21 protein-coding genes and 1 other RNA gene are annotated in these 26,197 nt (G+C 39.2%); 15 read left to right on the top strand and 7 right to left on the bottom strand.

Going from position 1 to position 26,197, the window contains the following annotated elements; translation table 11 throughout:
- Positions 1-94: 94 nt before the first annotated feature.
- Entirely contained in the window at positions 95-1,432 is a 1,338-nt protein-coding gene (locus BMW53_RS00185) for an MATE family efflux transporter (protein ID WP_038561686.1), read from the bottom strand.
- A gap of 46 nt (positions 1,433-1,478) precedes the next feature.
- The gene (locus BMW53_RS00190) at positions 1,479-3,830 is read right to left on the bottom strand and encodes a TonB-dependent receptor (RefSeq protein ID WP_038561684.1); all 2,352 of its coding nucleotides are present in this window, start codon (positions 3,828-3,830) and stop codon (positions 1,479-1,481) included.
- Positions 3,831-4,303: 473 nt separating this feature from the next.
- On the opposite strand from BMW53_RS00190, the gene accC reads away from it, so the two are divergent.
- The 6 genes from accC (at position 4,304) to rplI (ending at position 9,346) form a co-directional block, all read left to right on the top strand.
- Positions 4,304-5,809: an acetyl-CoA carboxylase biotin carboxylase subunit gene (gene accC / locus BMW53_RS00195; RefSeq protein ID WP_038561681.1), complete on the top strand. Its 1,506-nt coding sequence runs from the start codon at positions 4,304-4,306 to the stop codon at positions 5,807-5,809.
- 9 nt (positions 5,810-5,818) lie between these two features.
- Positions 5,819-6,328, top strand: coding sequence for a biotin/lipoyl-containing protein (locus tag BMW53_RS21430; protein WP_038561679.1), 510 nt, complete (start codon positions 5,819-5,821; stop codon positions 6,326-6,328).
- Positions 6,329-6,338: 10 nt separating this feature from the next.
- Positions 6,339-7,874, top strand: a complete 1,536-nt coding sequence (locus BMW53_RS00205) for an acyl-CoA carboxylase subunit beta (RefSeq protein ID WP_038561676.1) — start codon at positions 6,339-6,341, stop codon at positions 7,872-7,874.
- A 384-nt stretch (positions 7,875-8,258) separates the two neighbouring features.
- On the top strand, positions 8,259-8,615 hold the full coding sequence (gene rpsF, locus BMW53_RS00210; RefSeq protein ID WP_139177976.1) for a 30S ribosomal protein S6: 357 nt from the start codon (positions 8,259-8,261) through the stop codon (positions 8,613-8,615).
- A gap of 3 nt (positions 8,616-8,618) precedes the next feature.
- Positions 8,619-8,885 carry a 30S ribosomal protein S18 gene (gene rpsR, locus BMW53_RS00215; RefSeq protein WP_038561673.1) on the top strand — a complete coding sequence of 89 codons (267 nt, stop codon included), beginning with the start codon at positions 8,619-8,621 and terminating at the stop codon, positions 8,883-8,885.
- Positions 8,886-8,899: 14 nt separating this feature from the next.
- Complete coding sequence (gene rplI / locus BMW53_RS00220; protein ID WP_038561670.1) at positions 8,900-9,346, top strand: 50S ribosomal protein L9; 447 nt, start codon at positions 8,900-8,902, stop codon at positions 9,344-9,346.
- Between the two features lie 107 nt (positions 9,347-9,453).
- On the opposite strand, the gene BMW53_RS21455 is transcribed toward rplI, so the two are convergent.
- Positions 9,454-9,615, bottom strand: coding sequence for a helix-turn-helix transcriptional regulator (locus BMW53_RS21455; RefSeq protein ID WP_081804896.1), 162 nt, complete (start codon positions 9,613-9,615; stop codon positions 9,454-9,456).
- A gap of 33 nt (positions 9,616-9,648) precedes the next feature.
- Positions 9,649-9,948: a hypothetical protein gene (locus BMW53_RS20710; RefSeq protein ID WP_139177977.1), complete on the bottom strand. Its 300-nt coding sequence runs from the start codon at positions 9,946-9,948 to the stop codon at positions 9,649-9,651.
- 322 nt (positions 9,949-10,270) lie between these two features.
- On the opposite strand from BMW53_RS20710, the gene BMW53_RS00235 reads away from it, so the two are divergent.
- Entirely contained in the window at positions 10,271-10,993 is a 723-nt protein-coding gene (locus BMW53_RS00235) for a peroxiredoxin (protein ID WP_051567988.1), read from the top strand.
- A gap of 145 nt (positions 10,994-11,138) precedes the next feature.
- Here the strand turns inward: BMW53_RS00235 and BMW53_RS00240 are convergent, their stop codons facing one another.
- On the bottom strand, positions 11,139-12,692 hold the full coding sequence (locus tag BMW53_RS00240; protein ID WP_038561663.1) for an ArnT family glycosyltransferase: 1,554 nt from the start codon (positions 12,690-12,692) through the stop codon (positions 11,139-11,141).
- A 401-nt stretch (positions 12,693-13,093) separates the two neighbouring features.
- Positions 13,094-14,971 carry a sulfatase family protein gene (locus BMW53_RS00245; RefSeq protein ID WP_081804895.1) on the bottom strand — a complete coding sequence of 626 codons (1,878 nt, stop codon included), beginning with the start codon at positions 14,969-14,971 and terminating at the stop codon, positions 13,094-13,096.
- Positions 14,972-15,375: 404 nt separating this feature from the next.
- Between BMW53_RS00245 and ssrA the strand changes: the two genes are divergently transcribed.
- Positions 15,376-15,773, top strand: a transfer-messenger RNA (tmRNA) gene (gene ssrA / locus BMW53_RS00250).
- A gap of 251 nt (positions 15,774-16,024) precedes the next feature.
- Positions 16,025-17,242 (top strand): site-specific integrase, encoded by a 1,218-nt coding sequence (locus BMW53_RS00255; RefSeq protein WP_038561660.1) that lies wholly within the window; start codon positions 16,025-16,027, stop codon positions 17,240-17,242.
- A gap of 692 nt (positions 17,243-17,934) precedes the next feature.
- On the opposite strand, the gene BMW53_RS00260 is transcribed toward BMW53_RS00255, so the two are convergent.
- Complete coding sequence (locus BMW53_RS00260) at positions 17,935-18,828, bottom strand: helix-turn-helix domain-containing protein (RefSeq protein WP_074780033.1); 894 nt, start codon at positions 18,826-18,828, stop codon at positions 17,935-17,937.
- Between the two features lie 187 nt (positions 18,829-19,015).
- Between BMW53_RS00260 and BMW53_RS00265 the strand changes: the two genes are divergently transcribed.
- The 6 genes from BMW53_RS00265 (at position 19,016) to BMW53_RS00290 (ending at position 26,098) form a co-directional block, all read left to right on the top strand.
- A complete protein-coding gene (locus tag BMW53_RS00265; RefSeq protein WP_038561657.1) occupies positions 19,016-19,510 on the top strand; it encodes a cupin domain-containing protein in 495 nt (164 codons plus the stop codon).
- A gap of 49 nt (positions 19,511-19,559) precedes the next feature.
- On the top strand, positions 19,560-21,791 hold the full coding sequence (locus tag BMW53_RS00270) for a DUF5916 domain-containing protein (protein ID WP_217642855.1): 2,232 nt from the start codon (positions 19,560-19,562) through the stop codon (positions 21,789-21,791).
- A gap of 114 nt (positions 21,792-21,905) precedes the next feature.
- The gene (locus tag BMW53_RS21200; protein WP_245749001.1) at positions 21,906-23,048 is read left to right on the top strand and encodes an alpha/beta hydrolase; all 1,143 of its coding nucleotides are present in this window, start codon (positions 21,906-21,908) and stop codon (positions 23,046-23,048) included.
- Positions 23,049-23,065: 17 nt separating this feature from the next.
- Complete coding sequence (locus tag BMW53_RS00280) at positions 23,066-23,917, top strand: aldo/keto reductase (RefSeq protein ID WP_038561654.1); 852 nt, start codon at positions 23,066-23,068, stop codon at positions 23,915-23,917.
- Positions 23,918-23,939: 22 nt separating this feature from the next.
- Positions 23,940-24,923 (top strand): aldo/keto reductase, encoded by a 984-nt coding sequence (locus tag BMW53_RS00285; protein ID WP_038561651.1) that lies wholly within the window; start codon positions 23,940-23,942, stop codon positions 24,921-24,923.
- Positions 24,924-25,117: 194 nt separating this feature from the next.
- The gene (locus tag BMW53_RS00290) at positions 25,118-26,098 is read left to right on the top strand and encodes an alpha/beta hydrolase (protein WP_139177978.1); all 981 of its coding nucleotides are present in this window, start codon (positions 25,118-25,120) and stop codon (positions 26,096-26,098) included.
- The last annotated feature ends 99 nt before the right edge of the window (positions 26,099-26,197 follow it).

Raw genomic sequence — 26,197 nt, forward strand, 5'->3', positions numbered from 1 at the left:
ATAAGTTTTCTGATCTAACTAAACTAGACTATGAACAATCGGGTTATCAACAAAAGATAACCCGCTTTTTTTTGGTAAAAAAACTGAATCAGCCTTAGCCTAAACGTTTTAGCAAACGCATAAACCGGATATAAAACAAAACTCCTGCGGTTCCCAAACCCACCAAATAACCATACCATATTCCCTGCGGACCTGCATTTAAAACAAACGTAAAAATATAACTGGTTGGAATACCAATTAACAGGTAAGCAATAAATGCAATTAACATTGGCGTGGTAACATCGGCCATTCCGCGTAACGAACTTTGCATTATAACCTGTAATCCATCAAAAAGCTGAAATACGGCGGCAATTATTAATAAAGTAGCCGCAACCTGAATAACGTTCTCATCGGAGGTGAATAGTAATGGGAGTATTTTTCGCGACACTATAAAAAGCAGAGCGGATAACGACATAACTAAAAGTACCAAATGTGTTGATGCAAAAACAGCCCGCCGTAACGATACATAATCCTTATCGCCCATTTGATGGCTTACGCGAATGGTATTGGCCTGCGAAATGCCGAGTGATATCATATAGGTAAATGTAGCTAATCCGAGCGCTACCTGGTGGGCCGCAAGCTGAGTTTCGCCCAGCCACCCCATCATTACTGCTCCAATAGCAAATGCAGCAACTTCAACAATTAGTTGAAACCCAATGGGAATTCCGATTCTCAATAATGCTACAATATCCTTCCTGAAGATTTTTTGATAGCGGGCAAATACAAAATATCGTTTATACCTATTATTCCGAAGAATAAACCAGGCAAACAACAGCGGCATACACATTCGTGAAACCACCGTCCCGATTCCAGCTCCCATAAGTCCCATTTCAGGGAAACCGAACTTACCGAATATAAACACATAGTTCACCACAATATTAATTACGTTGGCAATAAGCGTAATTTGCATGGCAATTTTTGTATTTCCTATTCCTTCAAAAAACTGCTTTAATGTAAAAAAGAACATAAAAGGCAGATACGAGCTGCAAAGCAGAAGATAATAAGGGCGAGCCAGGTGCAAAACATTTTCGGGCTGGCCCATATATGGCAAAAAGAAATAAATGCTGAACATAAGCGCCGTTAAAGCCACCGAGGCTGTAAGATGTGCTGCAATTCCATTTTTCAACCAAATAATGGCTTTGTGCAATTGGTTTTGGCCAAAAGCTTTTCCAACCAAAGGTGTAAGCCCCATTGTTACGCCCATACCAAAAACCATCCCGATCATGAATACACTGTTGGCAAACGAAGCTGCGGCAAGCTCCGTGGTTCCTACGTGCCCCACCATCATGTTGTCGGCGAGCGATACAGTAACCTGTCCGATTTGCGATAAAACGATCGGCAGCGCCAGGGTTAGATTACGCCTGTAAAATGGAATATAATCTTGAAATTTCATTCCGCAAATCTACAACTTCGCGGTTATCAATAATGCAAGAACACAACTATTTTCGCTTAATAAAGACGTATGAAACTTTAAACGAGGCAAATGGCTTTCTTTCAAAGTCAGTTTCAACATACAGATTATCTCCTGTAGTTCGGGTCTGATACTTCATACTATCGAAGATATTTGACCACGAAACCTCAGTCGTCAACCTTCTGTTGAAGAACGATTTGCGCAATACAAGGTTCGAGTATGCAAATCCATCCCTTTCCATCTGGGCATTTATTCCCTTGCTTTGGAATACCAATTGGTAACGTAAGCTCAGTGTTTTTGAGATTCTGAAATTATTATTGGAGCGAATACTTCCACGGAAAATCTCCTGAACATCCGATTTATCATCAATTGTTGTAGTTAATTGGTAAAAATAGGTACTCGTTGACAGGTTCGTATTCCACCATTTAAAAAGTTGGTAGCCAAACATAAAATCAACACCAATACTCAGCGACTCGCCAACATTTTCCTTTGTCCACTCAATGGAGTTGCCCTCTCCTGTTCGGTAATAATTTCGCGACAGATTATCTGTTTGCCGGGCAAATACCTCTCCCGAAACAAAATTATCGTCCCACGATTTCAGGTAGCCCAACTCGTAGGCATTTACATACGATGGCATTAAGTTTTCATTTCCGGAAAAGGAAATATAGGGTGTTTCATATCGTTGCAAAGGAATTAGTTCCCAGTAATCAGGGCGGTTAATCCGACGTGAGTAACTTAAGGTAAACTGATTTTCATCCGATATATTATAAACGAAATGCGCTGTTGGAAACCAATCCCAGAATTGTGTTGTTGCCGGAACAGTTACCTGTTCGTTATCACCAACCAGGTAGTAACTGTAGTTCGACTGCCGGTGGGTAAACTCCCCCCTCATTCCCAATTGATATTCCAATTTTCCAAAACTGCTTTTAAAAGTTGCATATCCGGCATACACATCCTGCTTAAAATCAATCTCTTCGTTTTCCTTATTGTTCACAAAAACACTCAGAATATTGTAGCGATCAAAAGTACCACTTTCTGTTTCCACCTTTGGAATATGGTCCAGGTTAATTTCAAGACCGGCCTCTAACCGGCTTTTATCCGACAATTTATTTTCGTATGATACTTTGGCATCAATAAGTAACTCGTTGTGTTCTTTTGTCTGGTAGCCATATTTTTCAGTATGTTCGCTGTAAATCAGTTCGTCACGCTTTTGTTCTTCAAGCGGTTGCAAATAGGTAGATGAGCTGATATATGCCGACAATAAATTCGAACGGTCTTTATTAAAATCATGTTCATAGCTGGCCACAGCACTAAGGTAGCGGTAGTACAGGTGGTATCGGCTATCAAAGCCATACTCGTCATAAGTTTCCAAATTGTTACCTGCATATACACCTGATGAGTATGTTCCTTTCTCGTTGGAAGTGCTCGACCGGCGAATCGGATCGGCACTTAATTTAAAATCGAGGTAATCGTTATCTGTTAAATCGTAATTAAAACCAAGCTCCATAAAAGTATTATTCTCACGGTCTTTTGATTTTACGTCCCAAAGCGTTTGGTATTGGGTGTTGTCACTGGTTACGGTTTGGTTACCTTGCTGCCACTGAATTTGCGAGACATAATCGTCGAGCTGCCCATTCAAATACCAACCGCCGCGCTCTCCTTTTTTATCTACCGAAAAAATAAACTCTGACGATCCCAGTGTTGAAAGATTCAGGCTGGTATTTACTTCAATACCTTCCAAACGATTACGCTTCAAAATAACCTGGATAATTCCGGCAGTACCTTCAGCATTATATTTCGATGATGGATTGGTTATCACTTCAATATATTGAATTTTATTTGCCGGAATCTGGCGTAATTTTTCTTCTCCATTCAATTCGGGGCGGCCATTTATATACACCAAAAATGTTCCATCGCCGCGGTAAGTTAAACGGCCATCAACATCCAGTTCCAACGATGGAATATTCTCCATTAAATCGATGGCCTTGTTTGCCCCGGGAAAATTTCTCGCCTCAATAACTTTTCGGTCAACTTCGTATCTAACTCCTGAATTTTTAGATTGTACCGTAATTTCATCCAATGTTTTTTGATCAACCTTTAAATCAATCCGGCCTAAATCGAGCTCGGGATCTTTAAGCTCCATTTTTTCAATGTGATACACATTATAGCCAACATAACTAATTTTCAACTTATAATCTCCGTACGGAAGATCGCTAATTTGAAACAACCCGTTTTCGCCGGTTATATCTCCATTTATTTTAGTGGTATCGGTTCGGGGTTCAACAATTACAGTTGCATATCTTATAGGAATTCCGGTAGGGCCTTCTGCTACAACTCCCTTTAATTGGGCATTTTGAGCAAAAGCAAAAAGAAACAACATTCCGAATAGGGAGGTCAGAAAAATTTTTTTTAGAAGTTGAAACAAAAATATGTACATCCAAGTGGTTAATTAGTTAGCTCCAAAATTTATATCGTTGTGCCTTATTCCTTCGCCTGCAAGAACTGTTAACAAAAATAATCATCAAACCAAAAATGAGAAAAAGGAATCCAGGGTTTGGAATAATGTCAACTTTTTATTGTTACTCTCTTCAAAAATAAACATATTTCTCAAAAATCAATTGCTTATCATAAAAAATATAATTTTAGACCCATTGCTTTTGGAATTCAAATTTCAGCTCCCCGAAAAGCTAACATAAAACAGTTTTTTAGATTTATTAACAATTAACCAAGCCAGAGGTACCTCGCAACAGGTAACTTCCACAGTAAAATTTTTGAGTGTAAACATTTTTTGCAAAACAGAGTTATAGTTGCAGAAATTAAGATGATTTAAACTTATATTGATTTCAAAATTATATGAAGAAAATCAAAAAGATTCTAATCGCAAACCGGGGCGAAATTGCGATTCGCGTTATGCGAACCTGCAGGGAGCTTGATCTTGAATCGGTTGCCATTTACTCGGAAGCAGACAGGACTTCGCTTCATGTGCGTTACGCCCACGAAGCTTATTGTGTAGGTAAAGCTCCATCGAGCGAAAGTTACCTGAACATTGATAAAATTATAGAAGTTGCCAAACAAAGTGGCGCTGATGCAATTCATCCCGGATACGGATTTTTATCGGAAAATGCCGATTTTGCCCGACGCTGTGCCGAAGAGGGAATCGTGTTTATTGGTCCATCGCCTGAAGTAATCATTCAAATGGGCGATAAAATTCAGGCCCGCGAAGCAATGACTGCTGCCGGAATTCCGGTGGTGCCCGGCACCGATGGAGAGATAAAAACAGAAGCAGAAGCGCTGGAAGTGATAAAAACCATTGGTCTTCCGGTAATGATAAAAGCATCGGCCGGAGGTGGAGGAAAAGGAATGCGCCTGGTTAAAAACGAATCAGAAGTGGTTTCTGCAGTTCGTGCAGCACGTTCCGAAGCGAAATCGGCTTTTGGCGACGATGCCGTTTACATTGAAAAATACATCACTTCGCCACACCACATCGAGTTTCAAATTCTGGCCGACCAACACGGAAATACCGTTCATCTTTTCGAGCGCGAATGTTCGGTTCAGCGGCGTCACCAGAAAATGATAGAGGAAACACCATCACCGTTAATGACTCCGGAATTACGCGATGAGATGGGAAAAGCAGCTGTAGAAGCTGCAAAAGCAGTAAATTATGTAGGTGCCGGAACCATCGAGTTTCTGGTGGATAACAACCTCAATTACTACTTCCTTGAAATGAATACACGTTTGCAGGTGGAACACCCGATTACCGAGCGTGTTACCGGAATCGACCTGGTAAAACAACAAATTTATGTTGCTGAAGGCCGTGAACTGGAATTCGGTCAAGAGGATTTAAAACAAAGAGGGCACGCTATTGAATGCCGTATTTATGCCGAAGACCCGGACAATAACTTTATGCCAAGCGCCGGAAAAGTGTATAAAATATCTACTCCGCTAGGACTTGGTGTGCGCACCGATGGATACGTTTACGAAGGTTATGAAATTCCGATTTACTACGACCCGATGATTTCGAAACTGATCGTTTGGGGAAAAACACGCGACGAAGCCATTGCACGTATGCGACGGGCGCTATACGAATACAAGATTACCGGTGTAAAAACATCAATAAAAATGTTGGAACGCGTAATGAACAACGAAAACTTCATTGCCGGAAATTACGACACTCATTTTATTGAAAAAAACCAGGAACAACTGCTATCGAACGGAATGAAAGACAATCCGGAAGACATGGTTATTATAGCTGCATTTATCGACTACCTGGATAAACTGGGAAGCAATGCCACAGTAACCAAAGAGTTTGTGCCGGCACAAAGCCGCTGGAAAAAAATTCCTTACGTAAATCATTTTTAAACCAAAATTATGGCTGTTGAAATTAAAATTGGCGACAGGAAAGCCTGGGTAAACCTGTTAAAACAAGATGGCAACATACTGGAAGTTGAAGTTGACGGAAAAACATACAATGTAGATTTGATGCATACTGCCGATGGTACATTTTCAATTCTTGAAGGTGGCCATTCGTACGACATCGAACTGGTTCCGGATGAAACACAAAAAAAATATACCGCTTACACTTTATACGAACGTTATAATGTTGAAGTAATTGATGCCGAAGCACGCTACCTGCAAAACCGTAACGCGAACGGCGCAGGGCCGGGCGACAACAAAATCACTTCGCCTATGCCGGGCAAAGTAGTTAAAGTGTTGGTTGAAGAAGGCGATGTTGTTCAGGAAGGTGAAACTGTAGTTATCATTTCGGCCATGAAAATGGAAAGCGAATACAAAGCTCCAAAAGATGGCACCGTTAAAAAAGTACATGTAAAAGACCAGCAAACAGTAGATAGCAACCAGGTATTAATTGAATTGGACTAAAGGAAAAAAAATGGATTTAAAAGCAAAATACGAACAGCTTGATGCATTTAATGAACAAGCAGAACTCGGAGGAGGTAAAGAAAGAATTGAAAAGCAACATGCTGCGGGAAAAATGACGGCCCGCGAGCGCATTCTGCAACTCCTCGATCCGGGAACTTTTACCGAAATTGATAAACTGATGACACACCGGAATTACGATTTCGGTATGGAAGCAAAAAAAATACTAGGCGACGGTTTAATTTCGGGTTACGGAAAAGTAAATGGCAAATTGGTATATGTTTTTGCCCAGGATTTTACTGTTTTTGGCGGGTCGCTGAGTAGAGCCAACGCCGATAAAATTGTAAAAATCCAGGAACTGGCGCTAAAAATGGGAGCACCACTTGTTGGACTGAACGACTCGGGCGGCGCCCGTATTCAGGAAGGCGTTGAAAGCCTTGCCGGTTATGCCGATATTTTTTACAACAACGTAATTTCATCGGGCGTAATTCCACAAATATCGGCCATATTGGGGCCGTGTGCCGGTGGCGCAGTGTACTCTCCTGCCCTCACCGATTTCATTTTTATGGTGAAAGAAAAAAGCCACATGTTCGTAACCGGACCAGATGTTATTAAAACGGTTACCCACGAAGATGTAACCAAAGAAGAATTGGGCGGTGCCGATACGCACAGCTCGAAAAGTGGTGTGGCTCATTTTACCGGTAACGACGAGGAACAAACCATTATGATGGTTCGTGAACTGCTGAGCTTTCTGCCATCGAATAACCTGGAAGATCCGCCGGTAAAAACGACCATGGATCCTTCCGACAGAATTAGCGAAGAACTGGAAGAAATTGTTCCGGTCGATCCGAACAAGCCTTACGATATGCACGAAATCATCCAGAATGTGATCGACAATAAACATTTTCTGGAAGTGCAGCCTAATTATGCACAAAATATAATTGTAGGATTTGCCCGTTTTGGAGGCCGGCCGGTAGGTGTTGTTGCCAACCAGCCCAGTCATTTAGCCGGAGTGCTGGATATTAATTCATCGGTAAAAGCGGCGCGTTTTGTTCGTTTCTGCGATGCGTTTAACCTGCCATTGGTAACTTTCGTTGATGTTCCGGGTTTCTTGCCTGGAACCGGACAGGAGTTTGGCGGTATTATTAAACACGGCGCAAAACTGCTTTATGCATTCTCGGAAGCCACAGTGCCGAAAATTACAGTAATCACCCGTAAAGCTTATGGTGGTGCTTACGATGTGATGTCGAGCAAGCACATTGGTGCCGATGTAAACCTGGCCTACCCAACTGCAGAAATTGCAGTAATGGGGCCTGAAGGTGCAATTAATATCATTCATCGCGAAAAAATGACTGATGAAGAAAAAGCCGCCAAAGTGCAGGATTACCGCGATAAATTTGCCAATCCGTACAAAGCAGCCTCGCTGGGTTATATCGACGAAATTATTCATCCGCGCGATACACGTAAAAAGGTGATCGATGCGCTTGAAATGACGCAGAACAAACGGAAATCGAATCCACCTAAAAAGCATGGAAACATTCCGCTTTAACAGAGATTGATGTAGATTGAAGTTCAGATTGAATCAGATTGAAGATAAATCTGGATAGATAAAATATTAAGAGATTGATTGAAGGTAATTATTGCTTTTTGGTCAATCTCTTTTTCGATATATATCAATGTTAAAATCAATCTGAATGCTCAACTAAAGCTGTCATTTCGAAGGAGAGAAACGACTGAGAAATCTGTTTCTAAATATTACAGATTTCTCCTCATTCTTCGTCGAAATGACAGTATATTTGCAACGACAAACCAGATCATACGATTCCGATGAACAAAAAACCTCCAAAGTGTTTGAATCTTAACAATTTATTTCTATTTTTGCGCGTCCAAAATTTTGGATATTTATATTTAATAATTTAAAAATTAGATGATTATGTTGAATCAGTACGAAACCGTTTTCATTTGTACTCCCGTTTTATCTGAGCCACAGGTAAAGGAAGCGGTAACAAAATTCAGGGATCTCATCACAGCCAATGGAGGTGAGATGATCCATGAAGAAGATTGGGGCATGAAAAAACTGGCTTACCCAATTCAAAAGAAATCTACTGGCTTTTATCACTTATTTGAGTTTAAAGCCGATCCTGCATTCATTACAAAAATGGAGACAGATTTCCGTCGCGACGAACGCGTTATCCGCTTCATGACTGTAAAACTCGACAAATATGCAGTTGCATACAGCGAGAAGAGAAGAAAACTTCAGAAAGCAAAATCAGAAAAAAAGGAGGATTAAACCATGGCACAAGGAAGTGAAATCAGATACCTGACTCCACCGTCAGTAGAGATCAAAAAGAAAAAATATTGCCGTTTCAAGAAAAACGGAATCAAATATGTTGATTACAAAGACCCTGAGTTTTTGAAGAAATTCCTTAACGAGCAAGGTAAAATTTTACCTCGTCGTATCACCGGAACTTCGTTAAAGTATCAGCGCAAAGTTGGCCAGGCCGTAAAACGCGCCCGCCAGGTTGCATTGTTACCATTTGTAACCGACATGATGAAATAAGAGGAGGACTTGAAATGGAAATTATATTATTACAAGACGTAGAGCGTTTAGGAAGCAAAGACGATATTGTTGAAGTTAAACAAGGTTACGCACGTAACTTCCTGATTCCAACAAAAAAAGCAGTTGTTGCTACCGAGTCGGCCAAAAAAGTTTTGGCTGAGAACATAAAACAACGTGCTCACAAAGAAGCTAAATTGAAAGAAGAAGCTACTAAAATTGCTGAGCAAATTGTTGCCAAGAAAATTTCTATTGGTGCAAAAACAAGTACTTCAGGCAAAATCTTCGGATCGGTTAACACCATCCAGTTGGCTGAAGCGATCAACAAAAAAGGATTTGAGATCGACCGCAAACAGATCACTATTCCTGAAGACAGCATCAAAGAAGTTGGTACTCATACAGCTAAAATCAAACTGCACAAAGAAGTTGTGGTTGAGATTGAATTTGAAGTTGTTGCGGAATAAGCATATTTTTGCATACACAATACTAAAAACGGTAAAAGGGTTTCCAAACGGAAACCCTTTTTATTTTGTAATAATTCAGCTGCACAGCAACTGAATTATTTAAATCATTAAAAAGTGTTAACCGAAAACCTGCAATTCGGGCAAATTGGTTTATGATTATCGCTTATTAAATTGTGTTGACAGGCATAAATCATTATTTGTAAATAATTAATACTGCCCAGCTTTTGCCGAATATTTTTCAAATGCGTACGCACAGTCGATTCGCTTATATTAAGTGTTAACGTCGCACTATTTAAAGCTTTTTAAAAGGTAATCCGGAGTGTTATTCCAGTTGGGTAGTTTGGGGGATGCGAGCAATAGAATCTACCCGGAATTAACTCTAATTTATACGAATTAGAGAACTGTACTTTACGAATTTTATCAACTCGCGATATCCCTGTCATATACATGGTAAACCCGATTATGGTGACTGCTACTCCCCCGGATATTAAGGTAGCCGCTGTTACGCACATTACACTTGATCCACCCGACGAACAATTGTTGTTTTGTGTAGCCGCACCTAAAATGCCAATTAATCCTGCAGCAACTCCAGTTATAGCCAACGTTTGGCCTTTTTGTTCCAAATTCAGTGCTTTTTGATAATACAGGTTAAGTTCCTCACTCGAAACCTGTTGCAAATTTCTTATAGAGTAAGTTCCTTGTGCATTGCCGGCAACAGCCAGCAACAGAAAAAGTAACCCGGTGATTAAATGCTTTTTTATAGCCGTTAATTTCTGTTTTACTAAACAAGTTACAAAACAACACACTGATAGTCAACAATAATTGAAAATAACACCCCGTTAACAAACCTTCATTTCACAAATATGTTATTATTCGTAACGCAATCAATGTGTAAACTTTTTTAAACAAATAATTTCGGAAATTATGAAACAACTTGCATTAACTTTTCTGATTGTACTTATTTCGCTAACAAGCTGGTCAAAACGAACGAGCGTTCCGTTAATTGGAGATAAGGCTCCCTCTTTCTCCGAAAAATCAACAAATGGCCTATTGAATTTTCCGGGGGACTTTGGCACCAACTGGAAAATATTATTTAGCCATCCGCTTGATTTTACAGCTGTTTGTACTTCAGAGTTGTGTGGTTTGGCCCGCAACCAGGAAAAGCTAAATGCCCTGGGCGTTAAAGTTGCCGTTGTTTCAATTGATGAAATCGACCGACATTTATTGTGGAAAGAATTTATGGAAAGAGTACTAAAGGATGAAGGTAAAACCACAAAAATCGAATACCCTATTGTAGCTGACCTTTCGGGAGAAGTATCGAAAAAGTACGGAATGTTGCATCATTCAGCGAACGACAAAAGAGATGTTAGAGGTGTATTTATTATTGATCCTGACAATATTATTCAGGCCATTTCTTTTTACCCAATGAATGTGGGACGAAATATGGATGAAATACTGCGAACAGTTCAGGCATTGCAACTTACTCGAAAAGAAAATGTGCTTACACCAATGAACTGGCAGCCAGGCGACGATGTGCTTGTTCCTCATAAACCATATACATCTGACGAATTAGAGCAAAATCCGGAACTAAAGGACAAGTATTACCAAAAAGGCGAATACATGTGGTTTAAAAAGATGAAGGAATAATGACCTAATGTTGTCGCAAAAATCTGGGATAAAACCAACGATGCTTCTGTACGTCATGCTGAATTTATTTCAGCATCTCTTCATCAATAGTCATTCCGAAGCAAGTTCGGAATGACGACCCCGAAAGTTGAGACTTAACTTAACACTAGTGTTTTATATAAATCCCTGACGACTTTCGGCTAAATAAGTCTCTGCCTACACCAATTTGCTCTAAATCGGGTATTTCATCCATATAGCTCAAATCATGGTTTCTACTCAATACCACTACATCGTCGTGTTTGGCCAGGTAGTCTAACAAATTCTGTTCATTTTGAAAAACAGGAATTCTTGTATTGGCATAAAAAGCAAAGGCATGGTGAAAATCTTTGTAGGCAACCACATGTTTATGAGCGCTTACTGTTTCTCCATATTTCTGAACCGGTGATTGATTATCAATAATCTGAAAAGGTTTCCAGAAAATTATAAATGTAGAAAGCATAAAAGCCGCGGCAATAGAAAGCAAGCCATACGCTGAAGATTTTTTTCTTAGCACCAAAGCAAGAATTCCTCCGATGGGCAACGTAACCATAAACCAGGCTATCCAACTGATATTTTGTAACGGGGAATATTTCAGAAAAAAGAATATGGCAACAGGTATCGCTATTGCCAAAAACGCCATAATATATGTTTCGATTTTTGTTTTGCGAAGCGATTCAGGATTTTTAATAAGTCCGGCGATGGTACTCCCAATCATCAAACTCAAAAAAGGATAGGCCGGCGAAGTATAATTTATCAACTTGGTTTGCGACAGGGCATAAAACCCAACAACAACTAGTGTTGATAAAGCAGCTAAAACCATTAGTGGATTGTTTTTACGTTGCTTCCACGTTTCTTTGAAAGCACGAATTGAAAATACCGAAAAAGGAAGTAATCCTGCCAACACAAAAATAAAAGGCATAAAAAACGGTCCGTGATGCCCACTTATGCCTGAATCAAATCGGTTTAAATTGTGCTCGAAAAAGAAAATTCGTGTCCATTCGCCGCCTGTTTTTATGTGCACTGCGTAATACCACGGCACGGCCACGGCCGCAACCAGTATAATTCCCCACCATGGTTTTAGTTCCAGAAAACGTTTCCAGGTAAGCGTTTTTGTAAACAGCATAAAAAGCAAAATTGTCAATCCCGGCAATAACAAACCAACCGGTCCTTTGGCAAAAATTCCTAATCCCATGAAAATATACATCAAGGCAAACCACTTCCATTTACGCGAATGCCATCCTTCATAAAAGAAATAAATAGAAAGAGTATGACATAGAATCAGATACGGATCGGGGGTAGCCAGCCGGAACTGGATTATTAAGTGCATGGAAGCCAACATGGTTAACGCCGACCACCAGGCAGCTTTTTCGCCAAAGTGGCGTTGTGCAATCCAGAAAGTTGCCAGTACCACCAATAACCCGCATAAAGCCGAAAATAAGCGGGCACCTGCCTCGTTTGTACCTAATAACCAATACCCCGCTATCATTCCGTAATATTCCATTGCCGGTTTATCGGTACGCAGTTCTCCGTTAAAAGTTGGTACAATCCATTCCTTGTTTTGCATCATTTCGCGCGCGCATTCTGCATTTCGTGCTTCTGCCCGCTGAAAAACACTTGTTCCTCCTAAAAATGAGAAAAACAATAAACCACTAAACAACAGAATCAATAAAAAATATTTCATTTCCTAATTTTATGCATAAAACTATGATTTCCCGACTTTAAACAAGCAAGTACTTTTATTGTTTTAACCAGAGCGGTATGTCGCTATTCTATAGTCCGCTTACTCCGGAAATTCGTCCAATCATTTCTTCTCTCATAAACATGCATAGTTACTAATTTTTACGAAAATCTAAAATCAGTTCGAATCCTCTGTTTTTTTTTTAGAAATTATTCTTCGTGATAATTTAAAATACGTATCGTTTAATTGAGTATTCTGTTCCCAAATTGCCGGCAAATCTTAAGTCCGGTAAAATTTGCCGGGCATTTTTGTACTAAAGAAAATTCCCGAAGTTGACTATCCTCTTGGCAAACCAGGGTGAATCAGTAACCAGATTTCGATTTTTAAATATTTTCACCGATTCATCAAATTACATCCCACTTTTCAAGAATTGTTTTACACATCGAAAAATCGTAATTACTGTAAACATCAAATCCTTTTAATTCGCTCTTTTTGCCGTTGTAAAAATCGTTTATCCATTTTTCAAGTTCCAAAGTTCTAAAATCAATAGCATCAACACTGTTTAACACCCAGGTGCGTTCCATCATCGTTCGATGCTCATCTTTAAGAATACGAAGGAAAATTGTTTCTGCCAGTTCCTTTTCTCCCAATCGGCACAATGCTTCTCCAATTAAAACGGCTGTTGCTGTAGCGTCTTCATCCGCCGCTGCTTTCAAAGCCGGTAATGCCTGTTCCGCATTATCAATATGAATCAACAAGCCGGTAACACCCCAAAAACGTATTGCCGAATCTTTGTTTTTCAGCAATTCAATGTAGTCATAAATTGCTCCCTTGCCCGGCTCTGTAGCCAGTTCAGCAGCAGCTAATAAATCATCAAACGGACAAGCTTCCGATCGCATGTAATCGTACATCGATCCGTCTCCTGCCCTTTTCGCGTACTCTGTTTCAGGAATCAGTGCCACATCTCTGATGTGTTTCATCCAGCGAATATTTTCTTTTCGCATCCGTTCCAGCACATCTTTATATTCAGGATCATCGGCCAGATTGTAAAGTTCATTCGGGTCATTCTCCGTATCGTATAGCTCTTCAACTGGCTTGGGTTGAAAAGCTATACTTTGTAATTCGTTACACCTACCTGCCTGATAATAATTTTCCCACGATTGGGCCGAACGGGCATTAAACAAATAAGCCAGGTGCTGCATATAAATTCTGAAAGGCATGTAATTACGAATGTACCGGTACTTTTTATCTAGCACAGCCCGGCTCATATCAATACGTTCGTCCATCCGGCCGCGGGTCAGATGAACATAGCGGGGTTCGGGCTCAACCGCATTTCCGAGAAAAGCATTTCCCTGCATGTAATCCGGTTTTTCTTCTCCAATAAGGCTAAGTAAGGTTGGTGCAAGATCAACGAAACTTACGTTACGGTCAACGGTATCGCCTGGTTTTTCAGCCGGGAAATATTTCTTGTATTGCTCAGGAATACGAACGATAAACGGTACCCAGGTTCCGGTTTCAAAAAGATAACGTTTACTGCGTGCCAGCACTCCTCCATGATCGGCGTAGTAAAAAACAATGGTATTTTCGGCCAGTCCGCTTTCTTCCAGCTCTTTTAACAAACTACCAACCTGCGCATCCATATCCTCAATTTTGTCGTAATACTGCGCCCAGTCATGTCGCATCTCTTTCGTATCAGGATGATACGGAGGCAAAACCACATCTTCGGGTTTGTGCCTCAATTCGGCATCAGAAATATAAGGAAAGATTTGACTTTCGTGCGTTGTCAGCAAATTGAATATGGCAAAAAATGGTTTGCCCTCAGGGCTGTTTTTCCAATGTGCAGTTGGGCTACACTCGTCCCACATGGCCTTGTAATCGCCTGCAAAATTATAATCAGTTTTTACATTGTTGGTGCAGTAATAACCGGCTTTTCTCAGCAGTTCGGAATAAGGAATAACCAGTTTCGATTTCGGATAAGTACTCCGCATTTGTTCGTTCCCGTTTGATGCGGCATAAACACCGGTAATTATGGTATTTCGCGCGGGTGCACAAACCGGACAGTTGGCATAAGCATTGGTGTATCGAAATCCTTCCGATGCCAGTTTATCCAAAGTTGGTGTTGTGGCAAAGGCATCGCCGTAACAACCTAAAAACGGGCTGTTGTCCTCACTTGTTATCCATAAAATGTTTGGTCGCTGGTGCTGGGCACTCATAGTTAAACCAGATAACACCACAAATAGTGTGAGTATAAAACTGACTTTAACCTTATTAAATTTTAGCATACTGATTTAGTTTAGTTTCGAAGAATTTAGATTTTATTTATCATCGGCAGTAAACAACCTCCAACAGAAGAAATCAATGCTAAATATAAAGAAAACAAGCAAGTTAAAGATTATGGAAGTAAAGGTTTTTACGTTGAATTATAAAATTCCCTGCACAAGAGTTGACAAGAATTCAGGTTGGGTGAAAGACAATCAGAAATGCAGGAAATACTAAAAAGAATTTCCTGCCTGGCGAACATTTATTTAGGCTGGCGATAAAACAAACGGCTAGTTGCCCGGCTCAATGGCATCGGAAATCAGCAAATCAGTAAAAAACCGGACAAAAGATTTTTGCACAGCAACATTAACACCCGCTTATACGTTTTACAATTAGCTATATTTTTATACTTTTGCACCACTTCTATGGGGCTGACTGGTTTTGACAGCGGGTAGAAGAGACAGGTAAGCATGTCGGGTTTTGGTTGTTGACCCGTAAAAAATAATGATCAAAACCATAATTGGCGAAAATAATTACGCTCTTGCTGCGTAATCTAACAGTTTAGATTACACTTAATTCCGAAACAAGGTTTTGGAACAAGACATCGCCCGGATGCTAATGCTTTGAAGCGGTCCGGCTCGGCGGTGCAAGTAAATCGAAGCTAGCATAAACGAGGCTCTGGCGTTTTTGCGAAATTAAAAGAGATAAGGTAGTAGTTGGTGGCTTTGATCCGGCTGCTATTCGAAAATTAAGTCAGAGATAAGCATGTAGAAAGCTTGTAGCTTCCTCGTTTGGACGCGGGTTCGACTCCCGCCAGCTCCACTATTTTACATACAATTTTCAATCAAAAAACATTAAAGCACTGTAATCCAGTGCTTTTTGTTTTTGCAACATACCAAACAGAACCATATAAAACCATATTTTAGGTGAACAATTAGGTGAACAAAATTTGAATCATAATTTGTTCACCAATTAGACCTCAAAATACTATATAACAACCGTTTACAACGGTTGAAATTTTGCATTTTAAATATTATTTTATTAATTTTAGTGAACAAATTTCAATGTCATTGACGATGGAAAATTTCAACACCTACAATCTAGCATTCGTCCTCCGAAAATCAAGAAAGAACAATGAAGGCAAATCCCCTGTATACATGAGGATTACAGTTAATGGACAGCGAGCAGAAGTTTCTATTAAAAGAAATATACATACAGACAATTGGGAAAATAAAGCTTGCAAAGCTAAGGGTTATAAAAGCGAGGTTAAACAACTCAATCAATATTTGGAAACGCTAAAAGCTTTAATGAATGATTACCACACGGAAATGGTAAAAATGGGTGAAGAAATCACAGCACAGAGCCTTAAAAATAAATTTCTCGGTATTTCAGAAGACAGAAGAATGCTGATTGAAGTTTTTGAATATCACAATCACCAATTAAAAGAATTGGAAGGGACAAATTATGCATCAGCAACGATTAAACGATATACAACTACTTTGGATCACATAAAAGCCTTCCTGGTGTTTAAGTATCAACTTAACGATATTCCTCTAAACCGTTTAAAATATTCTTTTATCACTGACCTAGAACATTATTTCAAAGTAACCAGAAAGTGCAACCATAACACAACAATTAAATACATTAAGAACTTTAGAAAAGTAATTAACCTGGCCATTAAAAATGAATGGCTGTCAAAAGATCCTTTTGCAAAATTTCAAGCTAAGATAGTAGAAGTAAAACGAGAGTATTTACTAAAGGATGAATTAAAAAATATCGAAGATTTAAACCTTGCATTTCCGCGTCTGGATATTGTACGGGATATTTTTGTTTTTTCATGTTACTCGGGACTAGCCTATGTAGATGTTGCAAATCTTACTAAAAACAATATTCGATTGGGTATTGACGGTGACTTATGGATTATCACTGAACGCACCAAAACAAAGAGTCAATCAAATATACCACTCCTGCCCAAAGCTCATGAGCTAATAAAAAAATACAGCAGGTACCCGAACAAGAAAACAGAAGATCACATCTTCCCTATTTTCACAAATCAAAGAATGAATGCTTATTTAAAAGAAATTGCCGATTTAGCATCTGTGGACAAAAATCTGACTTTCCATATTGCAAGACATACATTCGCAACAACAGTAACACTGGCTAATGGTGTACCAATTGAATCAATAAGTTCAATGTTAGGCCATAAGAGTATCCGAACAACTCAGATTTATTCAAAGGTCATTAATGCAAAAATTAGTGAGGATATGGATAAGCTTAAAAGAAAATTAAGTTGAACTAACAGTGTCATTAGCATTATAATAATCATCAATTCATTGAGAGAGAACCTGATTTGCTTTTCAACTTCCTCAAAAATAACCATATATGATTATCAGTAGCTTAAGAACCAATGGTACAAACATGGCACAAAATAATCATCTATTTTTCTACGCCACATCGGTATCATCTCCGTTCTCAAAACAACAAAAATACTTAAGAAAAACCGGAATAGCATCATTTTAGTTTTAAATGATCTTGTTTCGTTGATGAATATTTTGAAATAAAATTCCGGAGCCTGATGCAAAAGTCAACCTTTTCTTCATTAGATACCAAATTAGTAAACAAAAGAGGTGACAATGAATTTGACAGTACCAGCAGAATTAATTAAAAACAAAATTGAATATCCGTTCTATGTCATAATTAATATTTAGCACGTCATGCTGAACTTGTTTCAGCATCTTTCGCCACTAATAATCAGCTATTTGCAAAAAAGACCCTGAAATAAGTCCAGGGTGACGGTCTGGTTGTGACTAATTACGGACATTCAAAAAAACAAATGTAAATTAACCATTTTAAGCAAGGCTATTATGAAATAAGAAACCTTATTAATTATGAACTTCAGATTTAAGGGCTTTTATTTAAAAAGTTGTAACGTAATTTTAAGTATTCAAAAACAGTGCTCTCATGTTAAAACATGAACCTCCGTTCTTTAATTCAAATTGCGGTAAGCATTCGGCGTTTGTCCCGTAGCTTTTTTAAACATCCTGTTAAAATGCTGAGGCGATTTATATCCCAGTTCATAAGCAATTTCTGAAATACTTTTTCCTGTATCGAAGATGCGTTCTTTTGCTACACTGATTAATTTTAATTGTATGTGTTCCTGGGCTGATTTACCGGTTTCCTTTTTTAAGGTATCGCCTAAATAGTTCGCTGATAGATGGAGCAAGTTGGCAAAATAGGCAACCGTAGGCAAACCAGATTCTTTGGTTTTATATGAGTGAAGATAATCGTTAAGCAAGGTATCGAAACGGGTTAATATACTCTGATTTACATTTATACGGGTAATAAACTGCCTGTCGTAAAATCGGATGCAGTAATTCAGGAATAGTTCAATATTTGAAATCACCAGGTTTGCTGTGTGTTTATCCATATTTTGATGTAACTCATAATCAATTTTGTTGAAGCAATCTAAAATGATCTCCCTTTCCTTAATTGAAAGATGTAAGGCTTCGTTCACATCGTATGAAAAAAATGCGTAATCGTGGATTTTCTTGCCCAACGAAGTACCTAAAATAAAATCAGGATGGAATACTAATGCCTTTCCTTGTGGCTGATATTGATAATCCTTATTTTCTCCGATAACCTGGTTTGGAGCCAGGAATATAAGTGTGCCCTCGTCATAATCGTAATAATTACATCCATAACGAAGATCACCACAGTTTATCTCTTTAAAAAAGATGGTATAAAAGCCATAGCTGAGCCGCCTGGCTTTCCGTGGATCTGCTTTTGATAAATCTACAATGCCTACCAAAGGATGCATGGTTTCATTGTTATTAAACAAATTATATTCTTTGATCGTGTCAAATTTTAGGATCTCTTCCATCGCAATAAATTCAAATTTCGCTACACAAATTTACTCTTAATTTATTCATAATTAAACCCGAACAAGGCAAATCCGTAATCTTGGTTATAACTGCCGTAATATGTATACAAACATTGAACATTACATCAGCGATATTTGTAAAGTGATTAGTTTACAGATTATTATAATCAATTAAAAGAGCAATAAAATGAAAAAGATTTTGACAGTTTGCATCGTAGTTTGTGTTTTTGCATTTAGCTCCTGCCAAAATACAGATAATTCCAGTCAGGGTAAAATTTCCGAAACTCAGACCGAACCAATTTTTCCAAAAGGAGAGAAAATAACGAACAATAATTTTGTAGGAACAGCCTGGCTGGAAGGATTGTTGGCTGCCGATAGTTTAAACCACATAGCAGTAGGCAACGTAGTTTTTGAACCCGGAGCAAGGTCAAACTGGCACACGCATCCTGATGGCCAGATTCTGATTTGCCTTGATGGCGTAGGTTATTATCAGGAAAAAGGTAGTCCGATCAGGGTGGTAAATAAAGGTGAAGTGGTTAATATCAGACCTAATATCCTGCATTGGCATGGTGCAAGTGTCGACACTGAGTTTGTTCAGTTGGCTATTACCAGCCGCTTGAAAGGTGCGACGGAATGGTCCGGCCCGGTTAGCGATGAAGATTACCTGTCGCTGAAACAGTGACTATAAAGTAAGAATAAAACCAATATCAATATTACTTATAATCTTTACTATGAATCGAAGGACGATTGTGATCATAAAACAAATCATAAAAACCAGTATTTCTTTACTGGCACTACTTTTTCTTACATTTTCTCTATTTGCTCAGGATTACGGAAGAGCGATACGCGTAAATTACATCACCGAACCGATAAAATTGGATGGAATTTTAGATGAAGCAGCATGGCAACAAGCTGATAAAGAAGGAGATTTCTGGCAATTTTTCCCAACCGATACAGCACGAGCAAAGTATCCTACTGAATTTATGTTAGTGTACAATGATCATTTTCTATACATAGGAGTACGGGGCGAAGCATCTTCAGAGAAATATGTAGTTTCTTCCTTGCGTCGCGATTTCAGAGGAACAACCAGTGATAATGTAAGCCTGATGTTTGATACATTTAAGGATGGAAATACCGCCTTTCTTTTCGGTATGACTCCTTATGGAGTTCAACGTGAAGCCTTTATTTCTCAGGGTGGAGCTGCAGCCGGATTTAATGCCAACTGGGACCAGAAATGGCAACTGGAAAGCAAAATAAATGATGGCTATTTTATTCTTGAAGCAGCCATACCATTTTCCTCAATAAAGTTCAGGGAGGGTGACACCGAATGGCGGATGCAGTGTTATCGCTGGGATATTGGAGCCAACGAACAAAGTGCATGGGCACACGTTCCGCAAAATCAATTGCTTTCAAGTCTGGCTTTTATGAATACCATGGAATTTGAAAAGCCTCTTGGAAAATCGCGTACTCCCTTTTCGGTTATTCCATACATAAATGCACTGGCATCAAAAGACTTTGAGCTGGGAACCACCGATAGTAAACTGAAGTTTGGAGGCGATGCAAAAATTCCTATCGGAAACAGTATGAACCTGGATATTACAATCAATCCGGATTTTTCGAACACTGAAGTGGATGCCATTTTTACCAACCTTACCCGTTTTGAAGTTTTCTTACCCGAAAAAAGGCAGTTTTTTATCGATAACAGCGACCTGTTCGGAAGCTTCGGTAGCAGTCGTGATGCCAATCCGTTTTTTTCGCGAAGAATTGGTTTGGCTCGTAACAATGCCGGCAACACCATTGAAAACAGGATTGTAGGTGGTGTACGTTTAAGCGGAAAGCTGAATGAAGACTGGCGTTTAGGATTTCTGAATGTGCAGACCGATGAAGATATTGACAACGGGATTGCATCAAATAACAATATGATGCTGGCAGTTCAAAAGAAAATGTTTGCACGTTCAAATATCGGATTCTTCGCAATTAACCGTCAAGCCTTTAAAGATTACGACTTTCTGGATAGTAGTAAAGAATATAACCGTGTTGTTGGATTGGATTATAACCTTGCCTCCGCCAACGATAAATGGACTGGGAAATTCTTTCTTCATAAATCATTTCAACCTAATGATTCAAAGGGCAATCTGGCATCGCAGGCTTATCTCGTTTTTAACACACGTAAATGGCGGTTGTCCAGTGATTTTGTATATGTGAATGAGGATTTTACATCTGACCTTGGATTTATACCGAGAAGAGATATTTTTAAGATTGGGAATTCTGTAACCCGCACTTTCTACCCCTCAAACGGGATTATCAATTCAAATGCTTTTCGTTTGCTTTCGTTACGGTGGTTACGGCCAAGTCTGGATTTAAAACAAACTGACTACGAAAATACCTTTAGCTGGACTGCCTTATTTAAAAACTCGGCAGAAATGGAATTAAGCCTTGTAAATAATTACATTTATCTGTTTAACGATTTCGATCCAACCCGAACGCCGGGAGCAGTACCTCTTCCGGGGAACCGGAGCTATACTTTTAATCAATTCCAGGGTACTTATCAATCGAATCTGGCTAATTTGTTTACCTACAATTTTGAAACTACTCTTGGCGAGTTTTACAAGGGTAGTATTTATTCTGTTGGTGGCGAAGTAGCCTATCGTGTGCAACCATGGGCAACATTTAGCGTGGCCTTTAACTACGATGGCATTCGCTTGCCCGATTCACATGCAGATGCTGATATTTGGCTGCTTTCACCAAAAGCGGATATAACTTTTAGTAAATCTTTATTCTGGTCGACGCTGGTTCAATACAGCAACCAAAGAAGCAATCTAGGTATTAATTCACGTCTTCAGTGGCGTTTTGCTCCTTTGTCGGATTTGCACCTTGTATATAACGACAATTACAATACAGATAATTTCAGACCTCGATTCCGGTCAATTAATTTGAAATTGACATACTGGTTGAATATATAAAACTCATCAAAATTCCAACATCCGTAATTATGGCACTCAATTCCGTAATTTGTATAAAAACCGTTTAATAACAGTACCTTACCTTTGATTTATAAAAATTATAACGCATAGAAAATGGAAATTCAACATCGTAAACCTGTACGTTTTATTAACACCTCACAATCTATTGGAAAACACGTAAATCTGTTGCAAATACTTTTAGTGTTTTTGATTGTGAGCCTGGCATCTTGCGTGGCAACAAATAATGAAAATCAAACGGATGAAAATCTAATACTTATTAAAGATCAGGGAAGTTTTGCTGTTGGAGGTACCGTAAAAGAAAATCCGGGAACATTCAATACAATAACACGCGGCCCTGAAGGACAGACTTTTCATGGCGATCACGCTTATGTCTTTTATCAGGTTCCTGCTGATGCACATCAATACCCTTTGGTAATGTGGCATGGCATTGGGCAGTTCTCAAAAACTTTTGAAACAACACCGGATGGTAGAGACGGATTTCAGAACCTGTTTCTGCGGAAAAAGTATAGCGTGTATTTGTTGGATCAGCCACGCAGGGGAAACGCAGCCCGAAGTATGGCTGAAGGTACAATCATACCAACTCCGGATGAGCAATTTTGGTTTAATACTTTCCGAGTAGGTGAATGGCCCAACTTTTTCCCTGGAGTTCAATTCGCTCAGGATGAAGAAACACTCAATCAGTATTTCCGGCAAATGGTACCCAATGTTGGCCCAATCGATATTGGAGTAAATGTTGATGCTGTTTCAGCATTGTTCGATAAAATAGGGGATGGTATTCTTGTGTCACATTCACATTCAGGAGGAATGGGATGGTTAACGGCTATTAAAAATCAGAATATAAAAGCAGTTGTCTCTTATGAACCCGGCAGTGGTTTTGTATTTCCTGAAGGAGAAGTGCCTGATCCAATTGATAACTCTGCAGGACCGCTGGTACCATCAACTGTTTCAATGGAAGATTTTATGAAACTCACCAAAATTCCGATCATTATTTATTATGGTGATTTTATTCCTGAAACACCTGATCCCAATCCGGGAACCGATGGGTGGCGTGCAAGGCTTGAAATGGCAAGAATATGGAGAGATGTTGTAAATAAGCACGGAGGTGATGTAACAGTTATTCATTTGCCGGAAATAGGAATTAAAGGCAACACTCACTTTCCCTTTTCAGATTTAAATAATGTAGAAATAGCTGACCTGATGGAAGATTGGTTGATCGAAAAGGGACTTGATAAATAATACAGTTTAAAAAGAAGATGAAAACAGTAAAATTAAATAATGGTGTAGAAATGCCAATCCTTGGTTTTGGCGTATTTCAGATTGCCAATCAGGAAGAATGTGAAAAAAGTGTTCTTAATGCAATTGAAACAGGTTATCGCTTAATCGATACAGCTTCGTCTTACATGAATGAAATTGCTGTAGGAAATGCGATAAAAGAAAGTGGAGTTTCAAGGGAAGCTATGTTTGTTACATCAAAATTATGGGTTCAGCATACCGGCTACGAAAACACAAAAATATCTTTCGAAAGTTCATTGAAAAAACTTCAGCTCGATTACCTCGATTTATATCTCATTCATCAACCTTATGGAGATGTGCACGGATCGTGGAGAGCTATGGAAGAATTGTATAAAGAAGGAAGAGTAAGAGCCATTGGTATCAGCAATTTTCAACCAGACAGAGTTATGGATATGATTACATTCAATGAAATTACTCCGATGGTGAATCAGATTGAAACACATCCTTTTAATCAGCAAGTTGATACAGAGAAGTTCCTCACCGAAAACGGTGTTCAAATGGAATCGTGGGGACCTTTTGCTGAAGGAAAGAATAATCTTTTCGGCAATGAATTATTAGCTGAAATTGGGGCAAAGTATAATAAATCTGTAGCCCAGGTTGTGCTTCGTTGGTTGATTCAAAGAGGTGTAGTTGCAATTCCAAAATCAGTACGTAAAGAAAGAATGGAAGAGAACTTCAACATTTTTGATTTTGAATTAAGTGCTGAAGACTTTGAACGGATCGCAACGCTGGACATGAAAACCAGTTGCTTTTTTGATCATCGTGATCCGGCTATGGTAAAATGGATGGGAGAAAGAAAACTTGATATATAATTTGTGAATATTAGAAAGAATTATGCAAAAGAGAACGCTAGGAAATAGTGGTTTAGAAGTTTCCAGCCTTGGCCTTGGATGTATGGGGTTGAGTTTTGGTTACGGGCCTTCTACCCAAAAAAAGGAGGCAATAAATCTTATTCGTGCAGCCTACGATAAAGGCGTAACATTTTTTGATACCGCCGAGGCTTATGGGCCACATGCAAATGAAGAATTACTTGGAGAAGCCTTAAAGCCCTTTCGTAGCGAAGTGGTGATTGCCACTAAATTTGGGTTCAAAGAAGGTAAACCGTCACTAGGAACAGATAGCCGACCCGAAACCATTCGTGCGGTTGCTGAAACATCATTGAAATTGTTGAAGACCGATGTTATTGATTTATTCTACCAGCACCGTGTAGACCCGAATGTTCCGATTGAAGATGTGGCTGGAACAGTCAAGGATTTGATTAAAGAAGGAAAGGTAAAACATTTTGGTCTTTCGGAAGCAGGAGTCCAAACCATTCGCAGGGCACATGCTGTTCAACCCGTAACAGCCTTGCAGAGTGAGTATTCACTTTGGTGGCGCGAACCCGAGCAGGAAATATTACCAACGCTTGAAGAGTTAGGAATTGGTTTTGTTCCGTTTAGTCCACTCGGAAAAGGTTTTTTAACAGGCAAAATTAATGCGAATACCAGTTTTGATAAAACAGATTTTCGCAATACTGTTCCCCGTTTTTCGGAAGAGAATAGAAAAGCAAATCAAGCTTTGGTTGATCTGCTAGGTGGAATCGCCAAAGAAAAAGATGCCACTTCTGCTCAAATTGCATTAGCGTGGTTGCTCGCTCAAAAGCCATGGATTGTTCCAATCCCAGGTACAACAAAAATACATCGATTGGATGAAAACCTTGGATCAGCAGAAATTACTTTAACGAATGATGATCTGAACCAAATCAACATTGCGCTTTCAAAAATTGATGTACAAGGTGCGCGTTATTCGGAACAGACTCAAAAGTTGGTTAATCGTTAGTGATTGGTACAGTAAGTAAATAAGCATGTTAATTGAATAATTCAAAATCAAAAAGGAATTATTAATAAACGGTTATACGAAGAAAACAGCAGGCAATATTTCCGCAAATAAAAAGAATGACAACACATTGGGATACATATAGGATAATAAGGAAGGATGTAGGATTCGCCCACAGATCAATAATATCCCTTTTAATGGTCATCTTTTTAAGTTGTACGAACAGCGATCCAATCCAGGCAGAAAATGATAGCTATGAAACAAAATTTTCTAAAGAATCCGATGAAATGGACAAGCATTTGACAACCAGTAATAATGTTAGTGATATTGTAAATCATAAGGCATTTAAAGGATTTGGAGAATTACTGTTACCCCGGGATAACAATTCCGGTGTTTACAACACTCCACTTTCAAATGTGGGCTCACTGATGCCCTATCACGGGGACGTGAATTCTGGAGATGTGGTTGATGCCCTGAATCGCATGATTGACGATGTGAATGAAGGCAAGACAATCTTTTACGAATTCTACACAGAAGATCAAAAGCAACATGATACGGGTAAGGAAAATACCGGCTTATTCTTTTTACGAGGAAATCCGGGAGCTCCGTTTGCGATTATTTGCCCTGGTGGCGGTTTTTCCTATGTCGGGTCGCTGCATGAAGGCTTCCCAATAGCAAATAGAATTAGCGAATCAGGGCTGAATGCCTTCGTTATTCGATACCGTATCGGGAGTGGACAAATGGCAACTGAAGATCTGGCTGCAGCCATATCATATACTTTTCGCAACGCTGAATCGTTGGGTGTAGATACAAAATATTATTCAGTTTGGGGAGGATCGGCCGGAGCAAGAATGGCTGGAAACATAGCTTTAAGAGGAGTAGAAGCTTTTGGTGGCGACAGTATTGCAAAACCGGTCACAGCAGTTATTGCCTACACCGGACAATCAAGCTATTCCAGTGATTTTTCTCCGGCCTTTATAACGGTGGCCGCTAACGACTGGATTGCCAATGTAAATACAGTAGAAAGACGGGTTCAAAATCTTAGAAACGCAGGTGTTGAAGTTGAATATCAAAGATACGAAAACGCCGGTCACGGATTTGGGTTGGGGACCGGAACGGATGCTGACGGCTGGGTTGATCTTGCCGTTAAGTTTTGGCAACAACATATTGATGAATAGATTTCTATCATTAATACATTTAGGAAAGATTTAGCTGATAATTTAAAAGTAATAAGAAGGAGTTAAAAATGAAAAAAATAATAAAGAATCAAGTTTTAA

This window comes from Draconibacterium orientale (assembly GCF_900111425.1).
GTDB lineage: Bacteria > Bacteroidota > Bacteroidia > Bacteroidales > Prolixibacteraceae > Draconibacterium > Draconibacterium orientale.

Excerpts from the sequence above, each read along its gene's own strand:
- BMW53_RS00190 (WP_038561684.1), bottom strand. The coding sequence starts at position 3,830 with ATGTTGTTTCTTTTTGCTTTTGCTCAAAATGCCCAATTAAAGGGAGTT.
- BMW53_RS00285 (WP_038561651.1), top strand. The coding sequence starts at position 23,940 with ATGCAAAAGAGAACGCTAGGAAATAGTGGTTTAGAAGTTTCCAGCCTT.
- BMW53_RS00280 (WP_038561654.1), top strand. The coding sequence starts at position 23,066 with ATGAAAACAGTAAAATTAAATAATGGTGTAGAAATGCCAATCCTTGGT.
- BMW53_RS00185 (WP_038561686.1), bottom strand. The coding sequence starts at position 1,432 with ATGAAATTTCAAGATTATATTCCATTTTACAGGCGTAATCTAACCCTG.
- BMW53_RS21430 (WP_038561679.1), top strand. The coding sequence starts at position 5,819 with ATGGCTGTTGAAATTAAAATTGGCGACAGGAAAGCCTGGGTAAACCTG.
- BMW53_RS00255 (WP_038561660.1), top strand. The coding sequence starts at position 16,025 with ATGGAAAATTTCAACACCTACAATCTAGCATTCGTCCTCCGAAAATCA.
- BMW53_RS00235 (WP_051567988.1), top strand. The coding sequence starts at position 10,271 with ATGAAACAACTTGCATTAACTTTTCTGATTGTACTTATTTCGCTAACA.
- BMW53_RS21200 (WP_245749001.1), top strand. The coding sequence starts at position 21,906 with ATGGAAATTCAACATCGTAAACCTGTACGTTTTATTAACACCTCACAA.
- BMW53_RS00290 (WP_139177978.1), top strand. The coding sequence starts at position 25,118 with ATGGTCATCTTTTTAAGTTGTACGAACAGCGATCCAATCCAGGCAGAA.
- BMW53_RS00265 (WP_038561657.1), top strand. The coding sequence starts at position 19,016 with ATGAAAAAGATTTTGACAGTTTGCATCGTAGTTTGTGTTTTTGCATTT.
- BMW53_RS00260 (WP_074780033.1), bottom strand. The coding sequence starts at position 18,828 with ATGGAAGAGATCCTAAAATTTGACACGATCAAAGAATATAATTTGTTT.
- rplI (WP_038561670.1), top strand. The coding sequence starts at position 8,900 with ATGGAAATTATATTATTACAAGACGTAGAGCGTTTAGGAAGCAAAGAC.
- BMW53_RS00245 (WP_081804895.1), bottom strand. The coding sequence starts at position 14,971 with ATGCTAAAATTTAATAAGGTTAAAGTCAGTTTTATACTCACACTATTT.
- accC (WP_038561681.1), top strand. The coding sequence starts at position 4,304 with ATGAAGAAAATCAAAAAGATTCTAATCGCAAACCGGGGCGAAATTGCG.
- BMW53_RS00270 (WP_217642855.1), top strand. The coding sequence starts at position 19,560 with ATGAATCGAAGGACGATTGTGATCATAAAACAAATCATAAAAACCAGT.
- rpsF (WP_139177976.1), top strand. The coding sequence starts at position 8,259 with ATGTTGAATCAGTACGAAACCGTTTTCATTTGTACTCCCGTTTTATCT.
- rpsR (WP_038561673.1), top strand. The coding sequence starts at position 8,619 with ATGGCACAAGGAAGTGAAATCAGATACCTGACTCCACCGTCAGTAGAG.
- BMW53_RS00205 (WP_038561676.1), top strand. The coding sequence starts at position 6,339 with ATGGATTTAAAAGCAAAATACGAACAGCTTGATGCATTTAATGAACAA.
- BMW53_RS00240 (WP_038561663.1), bottom strand. The coding sequence starts at position 12,692 with ATGAAATATTTTTTATTGATTCTGTTGTTTAGTGGTTTATTGTTTTTC.